Here is a 15,358-nt window from a genome sequence, read left to right as displayed (position 1 = left end):
GGCTGTCAGCCGATCCCGGGGATGAGGGAGATGAGCAGGTCGATGAGCTTGATGCCGACGAAGGGGGCGATCAGGCCGCCGATGCCGTAGACGGTGAGGTTGCGGCGCAGCATCCTGTCGGCGCTGACCGGCCGGTACTGCACGCCCCTCAGCGCGAGCGGCACCAGCGCGATGATGATCAGCGCGTTGAAGATGACGGCGGACAGGATCGCGGAGTCCGGCGAGGACAGGCCCATGATGTTCAGCTTGTCCAGGCCCGGATAGACCGCCGCGAACAGCGCCGGGATGATCGCGAAGTACTTCGCGACGTCGTTGGCGATGGAGAACGTCGTCAACGCACCCCGCGTGATGAGGAGTTGCTTCCCGATCTCGACGATCTCGATGAGCTTGGTCGGGTTCGAGTCGAGGTCGACCATGTTGCCGGCCTCCTTGGCGGCCGACGTGCCGGTGTTCATCGCCACACCGACGTCGGCCTGGGCCAGCGCGGGCGCGTCGTTGGTGCCGTCGCCGGTCATCGCGACGAGCTTTCCGCCGGCTTGCTCCCGCTTGATGAGGGCCATCTTGTCCTCGGGCGTGGCCTCGGCTAGGAAGTCGTCGACGCCCGCTTCCTCGGCGATCGCCTTGGCCGTCAGCGGGTTGTCGCCCGTGATCATGACGGTTTTGATGCCCATACGGCGCAGCTCGTCGAAGCGCTCGCGCATGCCCTCCTTGACGACGTCCTTGAGGTGGACGACGCCCAACACCCGGGCCCCGTCGGGGTCCTCGACCGCGACGAGCAGCGGAGTGCCACCCGCCTTGGAGATCCGGTCGGAGGCCGCGGCCGCGTCCTCGGCGACCGTGCCGCCGCGCTCCTCGACCCACTTGACGACCGATCCGGCCGCGCCCTTGCGGACCTTGCGCCCGTCGACGTCCACACCCGACATACGCGTCTGCGCGGTGAACTCGATCCACTCCGCTCCCGTGAGCTCGCCCTGGTGGCGCTCGCGCAGTCCGTACCTCTCCTTCGCCAGTACGACGACGGAGCGCCCCTCAGGTGTCTCGTCGGCCAGCGAGGAGAGCTGGGCGGCGTCGGCCACCTCGGCCTCGGTCGTCCCGGCCACCGGGACGAACTCGGACGCCTGACGGTTGCCGAGCGTGATGGTGCCGGTCTTGTCAAGCAGCAGGGTCGACACGTCACCGGCGGCCTCGACGGCACGACCGGACATGGCCAGGACGTTGCGCTGGACGAGGCGGTCCATGCCGGCGATGCCGATGGCGGAGAGCAGGGCGCCGATGGTGGTCGGGATCAGGCAGACCAGCAGGGCGACCAGCACCACCATCGTCAGGTGGGTGCCGGCGTAGTCCGCGAACGGCGGCAGGGTCGCGACCGCCAGCAGGAAGACGATCGTCAGGGACGCCAGCAGGATGTTCAGCGCGATCTCGTTCGGTGTCTTCTGCCGGGCCGCGCCCTCGACCAGGTTGATCATCCGGTCGATGAACGTCTCACCGGGCTTCGTCGTGATCTTGATGACGATCCGGTCGGAGAGCACCTTCGTGCCGCCGGTGACCGCGCTCCGGTCGCCGCCGGACTCCCGGATGACGGGCGCCGACTCGCCGGTGATCGCCGACTCGTCGACACTCGCGACGCCCTCGACGACGTCACCGTCGCCGGGGATCACGTCGCCGGCCTCGCAGACGACCAAGTCGCCGATCTTCAGCTCGGTACCGGGCACCTGCTCCTCGACAGAACCGTTGAGCCGGCGGGCGACCGTGTCGGTCTTGGCCTTGCGCAGGGTGTCGGCCTGCGCTTTGCCGCGGCCCTCGGCGACGGCCTCCGCGAGGTTGGCGAAGACGACCGTCAGCCACAGCCAGGCGCTGATGGTCCAGCCGAACCAGTCCCCGGGGTCCTTGAAGGAGAACACCGTGGTCAGCAGGGACCCGATCCACACCACGAACATCACGGGCGACTTGACCATCACCCGCGGGTCGAGCTTGCACAACGCGTCCGGCAGCGACTTCAGCAACTGGTGAGGATCGAAGAGGCCCGCGCCGACACGGCCCTCGGCGGACTTGTGCCCGGTCGGTACATCACTGTGCGGCGCCCGGGTCGGAGTGGCTGTGGACATCTCGTCGCTCTCGGTACGGGTGGTCATGACGCCAGCCCCTCGGCCAGCGGGCCCAGCGCGAGCGCCGGGAAGTAGGTCAGACCGGTGATGATGAGGATCGCGCCCACCAGCAGGCCCACGAACAGCGGTTTGTTGGTGCGCAGGGTGCCCGCCGTCTCAGGGACGGGCCGCTGCTCAGCGAGCGAGCCGGCCAGGGCCAGCACGAACACCATGGGCAGGAAACGGCCCAGCATCATGGCGAGCCCCAGGGTGGTGTTGAACCACTGGGTGTCCGCGTTCAGCCCCGCGAAGGCCGAGCCGTTGTTGTTGGCGGCGGACGTGTAGGCGTAGAGGATCTCGGAGAACCCGTGCGCCCCGCTGTTGGTCATCGAATGCGCCGGGGTGGGCAGGGCCATCGCGGCGGCGGTGAGGACCAGTACCAGCGCCGGAGTGACCAGGATGTAGCAGGCGGCCAACTTGATCTCGCGGGTGCCGATCTTCTTGCCCAGGTACTCGGGGGTACGGCCGACCATCAGCCCGGCGATGAACACCGCGATGACCGCCATGATCAGCATGCCGTAGAGGCCGGAACCGGTACCGCCGGGCGCGATCTCGCCCAGCATCATCGACAGCAGCGTGATCCCGCCGCCGAGCCCGGTGAAGGAGGAATGGAAGGAGTCCACCGCCCCGGTGGAGGTCAGCGTGGTCGACACCGCGAAGATCGACGAGGAACCGACGCCGAAGCGGACTTCCTTGCCCTCGTACGCCCCACCGGCGATCTGCAACGCCGGTCCGTGGTGGGCGAATTCGGTCCACATCATCAGGGCGACGAACCCGGCCCAGATGGTGGCCGTCGTGGCGAGGATCGCGTACCCCTGCTTCACGCTGCCCACCATCACACCGAAGGTGCGGGTCAGCGCGAACGGGATCACCAGCAGCAGGAAGATCTCGAGCAGATTCGTGAAGGGGGTGGGGTTCTCGAAGGGGTGCGCGGAGTTGGCGTTGAAGTAGCCACCGCCGTTGGTGCCCAGCTCCTTGATGGCCTCCTGCGAGGCGACCGCACCGCCGTTCCACTGCTGCGAGCCGCCCATGAACTGGCCGACCTCGTGGATCCCCGAGAAGTTCTGGATGGCACCGCAGGCGACCAGCACGACCGCGGCGACGAACGCTCCCGGCAGCAGGATGCGGGTCACCCCGCGCACCAGGTCCGACCAGAAGTTGCCCAGTTCACCGGTGCGGGACCGGGCGAAGCCGCGCACCAGCGCCACGGCCACGGCGATACCGACGGCCGCCGAGACGAAGTTCTGCACCGCGAGCCCGGCGGTCTGCACGGCATGGCCCATGGCCTGTTCGCCGTAGTACGACTGCCAGTTGGTGTTGGTCACGAAGGACACGGCGGTGTTGAACGCCTGGTCGGGGTCGATGGCCCGGAAGCCCAGCGATCCGGGCAGGGCGCCCTGGAGCCGCTGGAGCACGAAGAGGAAGAGCACGCCGACGGTGGAGAAGGCAAGGACACCGCGCAGGTAGGCGGGCCAGCGCATCTCGGTGTCGGGGTCGGCGCCGATGCCCTTGTAGATCCACTTCTCGACACGCCAGTGCTTATCGGTGGAGTAGACCTTGGCCATGTAGGTGCCGAGGGGGACATAGGCGAGGGCCAGTGCGCCTATGAGGGCGAGCAACTGCAGGATGCCGGCGAGTACGGGACCCATCTGTGTCTCAGAACCTCTCCGGAAAGAGCAGGGCGAGGACCAGATAGCCCAGCAGGGCGACGGCCACGATCAGGCCGACGATGTTCTCGGCGGTCACAGCTTCGTCACCCCCTTGGCGACGAGGGCCACCAGCGCAAAGACCGCGATCGTGGTGACGACGAAGGCCAGATCGGCCATCGCGAACTCCTAGAGAGATTCGAGAGAGAAGCGGACGAGTAGAGGAAAGCGCCTCTTCGGCCGGATCCGGCCGCCGTTGACGGCTCCCTTACGCCAGCCGCCGCACCCTTGACGGGACTCTTACGCCAGCCGCCCGGTGCCGATGGGCAAACGGCCTGCGACTGTGCGGCACCTCACTCACAGCAGCAAAGCGAAGGCGGCAGATGACCGCGTCGATCTCGCGCCGCACGGAGTGTGCGACGAGGGCGCCCCGCTGGCTGTGCAACGCCCCGCCGCGGCGACCTCGCGGACATACGCCGCTACGGGACGGCCGAAGGTACGGCGGCCGCAGACCAGCCGGACCAGGGGCACACCAGGGTTTCGCCGGGCCCGTCGATGCCCTGAGCACCGTCACCGACCTCGAACAGGCTGGCCACCTCAGCCGCGCACGCGACGGACGACGCACCCGCTACACCCTCGACCTCGACCTCGACGGCGCACTCCGCCATCCCAGGAGTCCATGTGCCCGTCCGAGAAAACCTCGCAGCCTGTCACCAGCACCGCCGCACACCGACCTGTACCGGAGCAGATCCTCGCCCAGCCCACCGACCGCCTCCGCATGAACCGATGACGGCGCCCAGACCGTTGCCTACCTTCACACCGCGATTGGGGACGGGGCGCTCAGCGGCTTTGCCGTCGCACCTCACACCCGCCTCGTATGACGACATAACCAGGTGTGTAAGACGGTGGTAGCGCGAGGGCGGGCATTACAGGTCTTCAACTACCGAGCCCGTAAGAGCCTCGGACCGGATGGTCTGGGCCCTTGCCGTGCGCCGGAGTGCTAACCGACTCGACGGCCCGTTAGGTCAGGGCCTAGTGACGGCCCTTCAGACCGAGCAGGGGGAACAGTGGCGCGAAATGCCTCTACCGTGGATACGGCCCCGGCAGCCGCGCGAGCGGCGGCAAGGGGACGCCGACCGCGAGGCGCACCCGCTCGTGAAGATGTGGTTTCACGGCCCCTGATCCTCTGCCTGGGCGCTTTCGTTCGCGCCCTAGTAGCGGTGGCCAGCACGAACGGCGCGGCTCCGACAGAAGGCGGCCTTGCCGGGCGGGCCTGCCCGGCAAAGCCCTCAGGTCAAGGCAGCGTGGCCGGCCTCGGTGGCCTCCACCAGATTCGGCCGCTCTCCATCGGCCGGATGGACGATCCGGATGATCTGCCGATGCTCTGTGTACGGCGTCATCGGATGAGTGACACCCGTTGCCGGATTTCCGGCCCCAGGACGCTGCTGTCGACCACGCCTCCGCCGTGAACGGGCGTCGAGCCGTCGGCTGGACTGGCGCTTTCAGCCGGTGGGGGTGCCGACCTGGTTGCGTTCGAGTGCGGAGCGCAGCTGGTGGAGGGCCTTGGCGGCGGCGGCCGTCGCGGACTGGTCGAGGGTTCCTTCGACCAGCTCGCTCAGGCCTGCGGCGAACGTGGTCTCGGCGGCATCGAGGAGCTGTGAGCCGTCATCCGTCAGCGCCAGAAGCGAGGATCTGCGGTCCGCGGGGTTGGTCTGGCGGACGATCCATCCCCGCTTCTCCAGGCGGTCGGCACTCTTGCTGGTCGCGCCGACGCCGATGGCGAATTCCGCGGCGAGGTCGGCCACCCTGGCGCCCGGGTGCCGGCGCAGGAACCGCAGGAACTCGAACTGCGAGGTCACGATCCCGTGCCGCTCGCGCAGACGGTCGTTCAGCGCGTTGTACAGGCGTGTCTCGCAGCGGACGAGGTCTGCGAAGAAGTTCTGAAGGTCGGCGACGCCAGTTGATTTATATGCCACGGCATATAGTGTAGAGGAAGCAATTCACAGGAGGAAGCAGATGAGCAAGGAACAACTGGCCAAGGTCGACGCGATGCTCCGCCAGCCCCGGCCCGAGGGCCAGCGCTCCGTCGAGGAGCTGCGCGCCGGGTTCAAGGCACTCATGGACACGATGATCGTCCCCGACGGTGTCCGCACCACTTCGACCACACTCGGCGGCCGACGCGCCCTGCACGTCACCCCGGACAACAATGCGCGCCCCGGCACGCTCCTGTACTTCCACGGTGGCGGTTTCGTCTTCGGCTCCCCCGAGACCGCGCTGTCGCTGACCGCGCAGCTCGTCTCCAGGACCGGCTTCGACGCGTACTCGGTGGATTACCGGCTGGCCCCCGAGCACCCCTTCCCGGCTGGCCTGGAAGACAACCTGAGCGCCTACCGCGCCCTCCTCGACAGCGGCCTGGACCCGTCAGCCATCGCGTTCGCCGGGGACTCGGCCGGCGGCGGCTACTCGGTCACCACCGCCCTGGCCGCCCGCGACGCGGGACTTCCGCTGCCCGCCGCGATCGTGGCCTTCTCCCCAGGTCTGGACGCCACCCGGACCGGGGAGAGCATGACGACCAAGGAGGGCATCGATCCGATCTTCACCCGCGAGGCAGTAATGCACACCGGGGCCATGTACCTTGCCGGACAGGACCCCGAGCAGCCCTTGCTCAGTCCGGCCCTCTTCGCCGACCTGACCGGGTTCCCCCCGCTCCTCATCCAGGTGGGCACCAACGAAATCCTCCTCGACGACTCAACCCGTCTCGCAGCCCGAGCCCGCGACGCCGGAGTCGACGTCATCCTCGACATCACCGCCGACGCCCCCCACGTCTTCCAGGCATTCGCCGGCGGCACCCTCGACGAAGCCGACCAGGCACTCGACCGCGCCGCCCTCTTCCTCACCCAGCACATCACCACCCGCTGACGCCTCAACCGCACCAGCCCGACGCAGCAACACACCGACACCTCGGCCCGGCCACCGGCGAGGTCCGCCCGCCGATGACCAGGCCCAGGAAGCCGTCGATGCCGCATGAGCTGTCACCTGCAGGCCCGCCATGGAAGGCACCCTCACCGTGAGCCCGTTTGCCCCGCGATGAACGGGACGCGGACGCCTCTCCACGTGTCCCCGCATGTTTCGCCGCCGGCCGGGATCGTCTGTGTCACAGCCTCCGTGCGAGCCACCGCTGCTCCCGTCGGCCGTTGCGGTTGGCGGTCACGCTGCTGAGTGTTCGGACAGGGTGATGCGGGCCGTGGTGCGTTTGCCGGCCGGTTCCTGCTCGATGAACAGGCTCTCGGTGACAGCCTCGACGATCTCCAGTCCGTGCTGGCCGATTCTCCCGGGATCCGCCGCCCGGGCCGCCGGCACCGTGGGCTCGCTGTCCCACACCACGATCTCCACCGCGCGAGCCGTGACGCGCAGCTCCATCAGGACAGGACCGGGAGCGTACTTATGGGCGTTGGTGACCAGCTCACTGACAACGAGCTGGGTGAGGTCCCTTGCGCGAGAGGAAACCGGCACGTGATGGCCGGCGCGGGCCTGGTCGAGGAACGCGGCGGCGTGGTGACGGGCGTCGGCGATGCATGAGTCGTCCGCTTCCAGGGCGTAGCCGGCCCGCAGGACCACTTCCTCTGCCTTCGCCTGTTCGGTGCCGCCGTCGCCGCCGGTATGGGATCCCACCGGCATCGCCTCCCTCCCCGGTCCCGGGCCAGTACCCGGATGTCATCCGTGCATGCTGCAAGGATGTGGTCCGGTACGGTCGCCCGGGTGTATTCGGCCCAGGCGGTGGGGCAGACTCGCCAAGCATCCCCTCACTGGGGTAGCCGCCGAACACTGTCGAGGAGACGTGGCCGACATCGAGGAACCGGACCAGCCAAAAAGGCTTTTCGTCGAGCACACTGTGGTCGACGGAGTCCGGGTGGTGACCGTGCGCGGCGAGATCGATCACGACGTCAGGGAGGTCCTTCACGAGGCCCTGCGGTTCGAGGACGACGTGCCGGCGCCCTGGAGGATCGTGGTCGACCTCAGCGCAGTGCCCTTCATGGACTCCAGCGGCATCAACACCCTCATCGCCTGCCACCGGCAGGTCGGCCAGACGCAGGGGTGGGTCCGGATCGCCGGCGCCCAGACCTTCGTCCTGCGCGTGCTCAAGCTGGTCGGGGTCGATGCCGTTATCGCCTGCTACCCCAGCGTCGAGCAGGCTCTACACGCCTGAACCGCCCCTGTCGGGGTGGTGGCGACGAGGACACCGATGGCCGGGTCGATCGCCGCGTGGGAGTCCACGGCGTGCCGCAACTGAGCGTTCTCCCGCACAAGACGCGCCACCGCGGCGTCGCCGTCGCACGATCGCTGAGCACGGGACGTCGTCATCACCAGTCTCCATACGGGGCACAGTCTCCAGGACACCTGCCCAAGCCGGACGGCGAGACACTCCCTGCGGACGAAGATCACATCAGTGGGGTGGGGGTCTTCACCGACCATGGGCGGCGAAGACCCCAAGAGGCTGTCACCCCAACCCCTCCCCTGCCGTGTCACCACTGCCTCCACGCTCACACCCGCATCCCGCCAGGACCGGCGAAATACTGCGTCGGACGGGCTCGAGCAGGCATGACCTTCAAGAAGTTGAGGCATCTCCTTCATGGCTTCGACACGTGGGGGTCGGCGAACGCACAGCAAGTGCTCCCCAGTCCGGGCGCTGACAACGTCGGCCTCCCGTCGGCTCCTAGGATGCAGTGCGACCTGCGATGCTCCCGCCGGGGTCGTCGGCCAGCGCGATCAGCGCCGTGACGCGTTTGCCTACCGGTTCACGGTGAACCTCGTAGCCCTGACTGACGGCGAGGGTGATCTCCAGACCGTGCCGCCCGACCCGCTCTGGATCGGTGGCGGCGACGTCCGGCAGCACCGGATCGCTGTCCCACACCGACACCCGCACGGCGCCCTGGCTGATCTGCAGGTCGAGCATGACCGGTCCCGGCGCGTACTTCACCGCGTTGGTCACCAACTCGCTGACCACCAGCTCCGTCATCCCCATCGCCCGCTCCGACACCGGCAGCCCGTGCACGGCCTGCACCCTGGTCAGAAAGCCGGTGGCCAGATGCCGCGCGGCGCCAATACAGGAGGAGTTGCCGTCAAAGGCGGCCGACGCCGACAGCACATCACGGTCCTGGGCCGTTTGTCCCTCATCCCCCGCGGTCTGCCCCATGCCCCGCCCCATCTCACATGATCAGCACACGATGCCCGTGTCGTGGCCGCCCATTGCACCACAGCCCCTCACATCTGCCCCGCCCAAGCCCCTTCAGGCCACCCTTGGCCGGGGGACAGTTGACATAGGGCAACAGTATGCGTTTGCGTGGGAGGTGGCCTCGTAGCGGCGAGTCCCGGCTACGACGGACAGGAGACGATATGCGCCAAGCCCACTTGGCCGTCACCCAGCACACCACCACTGACGGCGTACACGTCCTCGCCCTGGCCGGCGAGATCGACCACACCACAGCCGGCACCTTCCGCCAAGCCCTCACGACAGGCGACGGATCCCCCAGGCACACGGTCATCGACTTCCGCGACGTCACCTTCATGGACTCCAGCGGCATCAACGTCCTCGTCGCCGCACACAACACCACCCGTACCGACGGCGGCTGGCTGCGCCTGGCCCACACTCCCGCGCGCGTGCTGGACATCCTCCACATCGTCGGCCTCGACGCTGTCATCCCGGTCTACCCCACCCTGAACGGCGCCCTCACAGCACACAACGCCGCCTGAGCTGCGGCCACCGCACCACCGGCGGCCGAGCACGGCGACCCCGGCCGCGACCTAACTCCCGACCACGTCCCGAGGAGCTGTTCCTCAGTACGGTCACCGATGTGGGCGTGAGCTTGGGACTTTCCAAATAGGCACGGCGCAAGCACTGGCCACTCGCCAGAGCCGGGTCGGACGAACGACGATCCGCCCTGGTGGATCGCCTTCGTGACGCCGAAAGACCGCAGACAGACCGGCGACGTGCCTCCGTGGATCGGGGATGCACTGGCCCACCCACAGGGCACGCGCCCCTGCCAGCGGGCCAGGCGCAGGTTGTGCAGCGTATGCGCGCGCTGTCGTTCGCTGGCGTGCGATCTCATCTGTGGGGGACGGAGAAACTCGGGAGAAACACCGCGGACCCTACACCGAACCTGACGGAGAGCCCCTGCCGGCTGCCGAGCGGCTCCGCTCCGCCGCCCAGACCCCCGCCCTGCGCGCCGACCGGCCAACCCCACCGACATCGCCGTCGCCAACCGCTGGCTCCTGCCCGCCAGCGCCGTCGCTTCCCTCCTCGAAGCCACCATCCTGCCAACCACCACGACGTCCTGGAGGCCTTCGTCCGGATCCTGGGCGGCGACACCGGTCACTTCCACCAACTCCTGGACAACGCCCGCTGTGAAGTCGGCGAAAGCACCCCATCCTGCTCACCATCCCCGGCGCCCTGACGCCCCTGCCGCCGAACTGGTCGGCGCGGACGCCCTCACCAGGACCTTCAGCCCGGTCCTCAGCGAACACCGCACCGTCGAAGACGGCCGCGCCCGTCTCCTGAAACGGGCGGCCAGGTACCGGGCGACGTTCTGCCGGCGAACGGTGCGGTGCGCCTGCTCCATCGCCTCCAGGTTCTTCCTGGAGGGGCTGCGGGGGCCAGCCGTCCAGGCACACAAGGTGCGGTCGGTGACGGCCAGTCCCGCCGCGCGCGCCGCCGCCCGGACGTGAGGGGTGCGGGTGAGGCAGTGCAGTTGGGCCAGGAGGCTTCGCCGGGCGGTGATGGGGGTGGCGATGTAACCGGCCAACGCGTCCAGTTGGCGGACGATGGCCTCGTAGCCCTTGATGCCGCGAGCGCCGTACTTGGCGAACTCGATGTTCCGCTCAGGCATCGCTTCTTCCGGTCCTCGGGGTGAGAGTCAATGTAGTGCTCTGCCGGGGGCAGGGTCTCGTCGTCCGTCTGGGTGCTCTGGGACCGGAACTCGGCTGCCTATCGGGCGCTGAGGGGGCTGCTCGGGGACTGTCGGGCGAGCGTGCTTCCCGCACGGTGGGACGGCGTGGACGGCGCCCTGGATGCAGCCGCGAGCGTAGGTGCCGAAGTCCAAGGTCAATCTGTTCGCGGCTATCCGACGGGACTCACAGGGGCTGTTGATCAGGGCTGGCCCGCGAGTGCGACATTCATCGCCGGATGGGACCCTTGAAGGCTCGACAGGCCCGGGCCAGCATCAACCCTATGAGCCGCCGTATCCGCGCCGGGCAGCCGACATACGACGAAGCCCTCGCAGCGGCCTTCGATTTCCTCCATGACGAGGGTTTCGTCGGACCGGAAGCAACCCAACATGGCTACATCTACCGCCGTCCCGGCCTCCACATCCAGATCCAACGCCACCTCGGACACGAGTCGGAGGTCTCCACGCTCGTCGAGCGCTTCACCGGAGACGGCACGCGAGAAGCGGCATGGCTCGAATGCCTATACGTCGCAGCTGGATGTGGCCCCGCCCAGGACGTACCTGGCTCGGTGCAGTCGGTACGAGCAATGTTCAAGCGGCTCCGGCAGCAAGCCGCTGGGCTCGAACGCCTTCTGCCCGCGATCGCCGGACCGGAAGCGTCGGTCCTTTTCGCCCGCTGTCCCAGGACCAGACACTCCCCCCTGAAGTCACGGAACACGGCGGAACGGCCCGGCAGTCCTGGGGCCGCCTGACGACGTTTGCAGACGGACTCTGGACGTCGTGGACGACCTGCTCATCATCAACTCGGCCTGGACTGCAGCGTGATCCACCACGGAGGGGCCTGTCTGATCGCGGGAGGCGGCGCCACCACACCGACCGCCACACCGGCCGCGCTGATTGCGCCGCCGATGACCGCTGCCGCGGTGCCGCAGGAGGTCCGGGCGAGCGCTGGCGGGCTTTGCTGGTCTTGCGGTCGCGGCGTCCAGGAACCTCCTGATCGCGGAGGGATCGCTTTCCTCTCATTGGCCTGCGGCTCCATATCCGTGACTGCAGGCAAGGGGGGCATTGCCCATGTTGATGGCGCGCACCGAGTGGGCGGTGGTGACGTAGAGGGCGCCGCCGACGGGGACCAGGCTGACGCGGATTGCTCTTCGGGGGCGGGGCAGGTCGGGCTCCCGAATGCCCTTCAGCGCTCGGCCTCGACGCGATGCCGGGAGAAGCCCAGCACCAGGGCGACCGCGGCACCGTGTCTGTCGTAGCGGACCTCGCCGGGTGACGGCCCACCCCCCATAAGACCGGCGCACGCGCCGCAGGCACCACCGGGCGGTGCCTCGGTCCGCTCGGCCCGCACGGAGCTCGTCTCCCCTGCCGGAAAAAATTTCGCCGATCCGCACAACCCTTTGATCATCCCGGGAGTCTTGCGAGCACTGTCCATGACAGCGCCATGTCACGTTCCGCTGCACGCTCCTGGAGTAGCCCGTGCGTAAACGCACTCTGCTGATGTCTGCGACCCTGCTGGCCTCCGGCCTCACCCCCCTGGCCGTGGCGAGCGCCGAGGCTGCTGTCGGCACACCGGGCGACGTGAACAAGGACGGGTACCGCGACGTCGTCGTCTCCGCCCCGAACGCCACCGTGGCAGGGCACGCGAAGGCCGGTGCCGTGCTGGTGCTCTACGGCACCGCGCACGGCATCGATCCCTCCCGGCGCACCGTCCTCACGCAGAACTCCACCGGCATCCCGGGCGCGGCCGAGGCCGGTGACCTCTTCGGCGCGGCCGTCGTCGTGTCCGACCTCAACCGGGACGGTTACAGCGACCTCGTCGTCGGCTCACCCGGCGAGGACGTCGCGGGCGACGACGGCGGAGGTTCGGTCACCGTCGTTTACGGCACGTCCTCGGGCCTGACGAAGGCGAAGCCGGTCCAAGATCCCTGGCCGTCGTCCCACGACGCGTACGGGCGGACACTGGCCGTGGGCACCTACAACGGCCTCAACCCGGTCAACGACGGCAAGCTGTCGATCGCCGTGGCTGCGAACGACGCCGAAGTCGCCTTCGTTCCGGCCGACCTGACGGCGCAGTCCGGGACTTCGGGCAACGGCTTCGCGTTCAACCCGGCCTACGGCATCGTCGCGTTGACGGCGATCGACCTGCCGAACACCGACGACGACCGCCTGATCGTCCACGGCCGGGGCGTCGGGGACGGCGGCTGGGGCTACGACGGGACCGGCGACGACCCCGGCACCCGCTTCGCGGACCCGGCCGGCTTCGAGGGCGGCGACCTGCCCGCGGGCACCACGTCCGCGGTGGGCGACCTGGACGGCAACGGCTCCCCCGACCTCGTCATCGGCAACCCGGAGGACCCCTCGCAGAGCCCGGACGCTTCCCTCGGCGGCGAGGTCACCGTCTACTACGACGCCGGCTACTCGGGCTCGCCCAGCCGGGTCCAGACCATCACGCAGGACACGGCGGGCGTACCCGGTGCCGGTGAGGCGAAGGACCGCTTCGGTGCCTCCGTCGCGATCGGCGACACCGACAAGGACGGTCGCGCCGACCTCGTGATCGGAACCCCGGGCGAGAACGACGCGAGCGGAGCGGTCACCGTCGTACGCGGCACGACCGGACTGCTGGACGCCGCCCACGCTCGCGTCTGGACGCAGAACGCCGCGGGTGTGGCGGGCAGTTCGGAGACCGGCGACGCCTTCGGGTCGGCCGTGCGGATCGTCGACACGAACAAGGACGGCTACGGCGACCTCGTCGTCGCCGCCTCCGGTGAGAACGGCGGCGCGGGAGCGCTGTGGTCACTGCGCGGCTCGGCCGCGTCCGTCACCGCGGCCGGCTCCGTCAACGTCGGCACCGGCGGCGCGGGCCTCGGCTCCGCAGGCGCCGCCCGCCTCGGAAGCGTGGTGACCGGCCCGTGACCCGCCTCCGCCCCGCCCCGCACGCCCCCGAACCCGGAGCCGTCATGCCGCACCCCCCGCAGGTCCGCACCTCACGAGCATTCTCCTCGCGCTTCCTGAGCGCCGCGATCGCCGTCAGCGCGACCACCACCTTGACCGCGGTCGTCCTGCCGACGGGCGCGGCGGCCGCCGCCGCGCCCTACCGCGGCGCCAACACCGCCGCCGTACAGGATGACTTCAACGGTGACGGCTACCGTGACCTGGCCGTCGGAGCGCCCGGAGCGGCCAACGGCACGGTGGACGCAGCGGGTGCGGTCGTCGTGCTGTACGGCTCGGCGAGCGGAGTCTCGGCTGCCCACCGCACGGTCATCACCCAGGCCACCACCGGGGTACCCGGAACGCCGGAGGAATGGGACGGGTTCGGCACGGCGGTCACGTCGGCCGACCTCGACCGCGACGGCTACGCCGACCTGCTCGTCGGTACACCCTCCGAGTCCACCGGCACCATGGGAGGCGTCGGCTCACTGACCGTGGTGTGGGGAGGCCCGACCGGCCTCAAGGGCGGAGCTTCCGTCTCCCCGCCCACCGGGCTCGACGAGGGCTGCGGTTTCGCGGCCGGTCTGGCCGTCGGTGACGTCACCGGCGACGGGGCGCCCGACCTCTCGGTCACCGGCAACTGCGGCGCCACCACCTACACCGGGCCGTTCACCCGTACCGGCGGCGCCGCGCAACGGCGCTTCGTCAACGAACTCGGGACCAACCGCGGTGTCGTCATGGGGGACGTCGACGGCGACGGACGCGCCGAGCGCTTCTGGCTGCCCGGCCCCACCGACGGGGACGTGAGCGGACCCGTCTACGCCGAGGGCGACGACGGCCGTTACACCGAACTGCCGCTCGCCGACGGCCTGTCCGGACAGATCGGCGACATCAACGGCGACGGCTACGGTGACTTGGTCACCGGGGTGCCCTACGACGCCTCCCTCACGTCCGGGGCCACCCCCGCCCACCGCGGCGGCGAGATCCAGGTGCTCTACGGCAGCGTGCAGGGCATCAACCCCACCCAGAAGCCCCAGATCATCCACCAGGACACCGCGGGCGTGCCCGGCGCCGGCGAGGACGGTGACATGTTCGGGATGTCCCTCGCCGTCGGGGACACCAACGGCGACAAGTACGCCGACGTCCTCGTCGGCACTCCGGGAGAGGCCGTGGGGTCCGCCCACTACGCGGGCGGCGCGACCCTGCTGCGCGGCTCGGCCTCCGGTCTCACCACGGCCGGAGCGAAGGGCTATACCCAGGACACCGCAGGCGTGCCCGGGGCCGTCGAGAGCGGCGACAGGTTCGGCGCCGCCGCCCACCTCGTCGACGTCACCAAGGACGGCAGGGCCGAGGTCATGGTGGGCACGCCCGGCGAGAACTCCGACGGTCTGCTGTGGACCGCCCGGGGATCCTCGGCCGGGCCCGTGACCAGCGGCTCCACGGCCACGAGTGGATCCGGCGCCGGACTCAAGCGCAGGTACGCCGAGATCGATTTCGGCGCGGCCCTGCCGGGAGCACAGTCCACGATCTGACGTGCCGAACGGCGGGCAGGCACGTGCAGGGTGGCGGGGGGCCGGGGGGGGGGGGGCCCCCCCCCCCCCCGCCCCGGGGGGGGGGGGGGGGCCGGGGGGGGGGGGGGGGGGGGCCGGGGGGCGGGGGGGGGGGCGGGCCCCCCCGGCGGGGGTATTTAGTATAA

At 69.5% G+C, this 15,358-nt stretch carries 13 protein-coding genes and 2 pseudogenes; 5 read left to right on the top strand and 10 right to left on the bottom strand.

Translation table 11 applies throughout. The annotated features are described in order from the left end of the window. Positions 1-5: 5 nt before the first annotated feature. From kdpB to ACIQJT_RS38050, 5 genes and pseudogenes are all read right to left on the bottom strand, one after another. A complete protein-coding gene (gene kdpB, locus ACIQJT_RS38070; protein ID WP_402650210.1) occupies positions 6-2,105 on the bottom strand; it encodes a potassium-transporting ATPase subunit KdpB in 2,100 nt (699 codons plus the stop codon). Between the two features lie 23 nt (positions 2,106-2,128). Continuing rightward, entirely contained in the window at positions 2,129-3,793 is a 1,665-nt protein-coding gene (kdpA, locus tag ACIQJT_RS38065) for a potassium-transporting ATPase subunit KdpA (protein ID WP_402650183.1), read from the bottom strand. A gap of 7 nt (positions 3,794-3,800) precedes the next feature. Next, positions 3,801-3,890: a K(+)-transporting ATPase subunit F gene (kdpF, locus tag ACIQJT_RS38060; RefSeq protein WP_402650182.1), complete on the bottom strand. Its 90-nt coding sequence runs from the start codon at positions 3,888-3,890 to the stop codon at positions 3,801-3,803. 168 nt (positions 3,891-4,058) lie between these two features. Continuing rightward, positions 4,059-4,339: pseudogene (locus ACIQJT_RS38055) on the bottom strand (hypothetical protein); the annotation flags it as partial. A 953-nt stretch (positions 4,340-5,292) separates the two neighbouring features. Further along, the gene (locus ACIQJT_RS38050; protein ID WP_402650181.1) at positions 5,293-5,766 is read right to left on the bottom strand and encodes a MarR family winged helix-turn-helix transcriptional regulator; all 474 of its coding nucleotides are present in this window, start codon (positions 5,764-5,766) and stop codon (positions 5,293-5,295) included. A 40-nt stretch (positions 5,767-5,806) separates the two neighbouring features. On the opposite strand from ACIQJT_RS38050, the gene ACIQJT_RS38045 reads away from it, so the two are divergent. After that, entirely contained in the window at positions 5,807-6,709 is a 903-nt protein-coding gene (locus ACIQJT_RS38045) for an alpha/beta hydrolase (RefSeq protein WP_402650180.1), read from the top strand. Positions 6,710-6,997: 288 nt separating this feature from the next. On the opposite strand, the gene ACIQJT_RS38040 is transcribed toward ACIQJT_RS38045, so the two are convergent. Further along, positions 6,998-7,462: an ATP-binding protein gene (locus ACIQJT_RS38040; RefSeq protein ID WP_402650209.1), complete on the bottom strand. Its 465-nt coding sequence runs from the start codon at positions 7,460-7,462 to the stop codon at positions 6,998-7,000. A gap of 166 nt (positions 7,463-7,628) precedes the next feature. Between ACIQJT_RS38040 and ACIQJT_RS38035 the strand changes: the two genes are divergently transcribed. Continuing rightward, on the top strand, positions 7,629-7,997 hold the full coding sequence (locus ACIQJT_RS38035) for an STAS domain-containing protein (protein ID WP_402650179.1): 369 nt from the start codon (positions 7,629-7,631) through the stop codon (positions 7,995-7,997). A 507-nt stretch (positions 7,998-8,504) separates the two neighbouring features. Here the strand turns inward: ACIQJT_RS38035 and ACIQJT_RS38030 are convergent. Continuing rightward, entirely contained in the window at positions 8,505-8,984 is a 480-nt protein-coding gene (locus ACIQJT_RS38030) for an ATP-binding protein (protein WP_402650178.1), read from the bottom strand. A 200-nt stretch (positions 8,985-9,184) separates the two neighbouring features. Between ACIQJT_RS38030 and ACIQJT_RS38025 the strand changes: the two genes are divergently transcribed. Continuing rightward, a complete protein-coding gene (locus tag ACIQJT_RS38025; RefSeq protein WP_402650177.1) occupies positions 9,185-9,541 on the top strand; it encodes an STAS domain-containing protein in 357 nt (118 codons plus the stop codon). A gap of 788 nt (positions 9,542-10,329) precedes the next feature. Here ACIQJT_RS38025 and ACIQJT_RS38020 read toward each other — a convergent pair. From ACIQJT_RS38020 to ACIQJT_RS38010, 3 genes and pseudogenes are all read right to left on the bottom strand, one after another. Continuing rightward, a pseudogene (locus ACIQJT_RS38020) lies at positions 10,330-10,674 on the bottom strand (transcriptional regulator); the annotation flags it as partial. 260 nt (positions 10,675-10,934) lie between these two features. Beyond that, entirely contained in the window at positions 10,935-11,180 is a 246-nt protein-coding gene (locus tag ACIQJT_RS38015) for a hypothetical protein (RefSeq protein ID WP_365463957.1), read from the bottom strand. Positions 11,181-11,917: 737 nt separating this feature from the next. Beyond that, complete coding sequence (locus ACIQJT_RS38010) at positions 11,918-12,082, bottom strand: hypothetical protein (protein ID WP_402650176.1); 165 nt, start codon at positions 12,080-12,082, stop codon at positions 11,918-11,920. A gap of 128 nt (positions 12,083-12,210) precedes the next feature. On the opposite strand from ACIQJT_RS38010, the gene ACIQJT_RS38005 reads away from it, so the two are divergent. Both ACIQJT_RS38005 and ACIQJT_RS38000 read left to right on the top strand, forming a co-directional pair. Next, a complete protein-coding gene (locus ACIQJT_RS38005; protein ID WP_402650175.1) occupies positions 12,211-13,647 on the top strand; it encodes a hypothetical protein in 1,437 nt (478 codons plus the stop codon). Next, on the top strand, positions 13,644-15,194 hold the full coding sequence (locus ACIQJT_RS38000) for a hypothetical protein (RefSeq protein ID WP_402650174.1): 1,551 nt from the start codon (positions 13,644-13,646) through the stop codon (positions 15,192-15,194). Before ACIQJT_RS38005 ends, ACIQJT_RS38000 begins: the two co-directional genes overlap by 4 nt. The last annotated feature ends 164 nt before the right edge of the window (positions 15,195-15,358 follow it).

It is taken from the genome of Streptomyces sp. NPDC091972 (assembly GCF_044756385.1).
Taxonomy (GTDB): Bacteria; Actinomycetota; Actinomycetes; order Streptomycetales; family Streptomycetaceae; genus Streptomyces.
The sequence above is the reverse complement of the archived record's forward strand: the minus strand, read 5'-3'. Positions and strand labels throughout refer to the sequence as shown.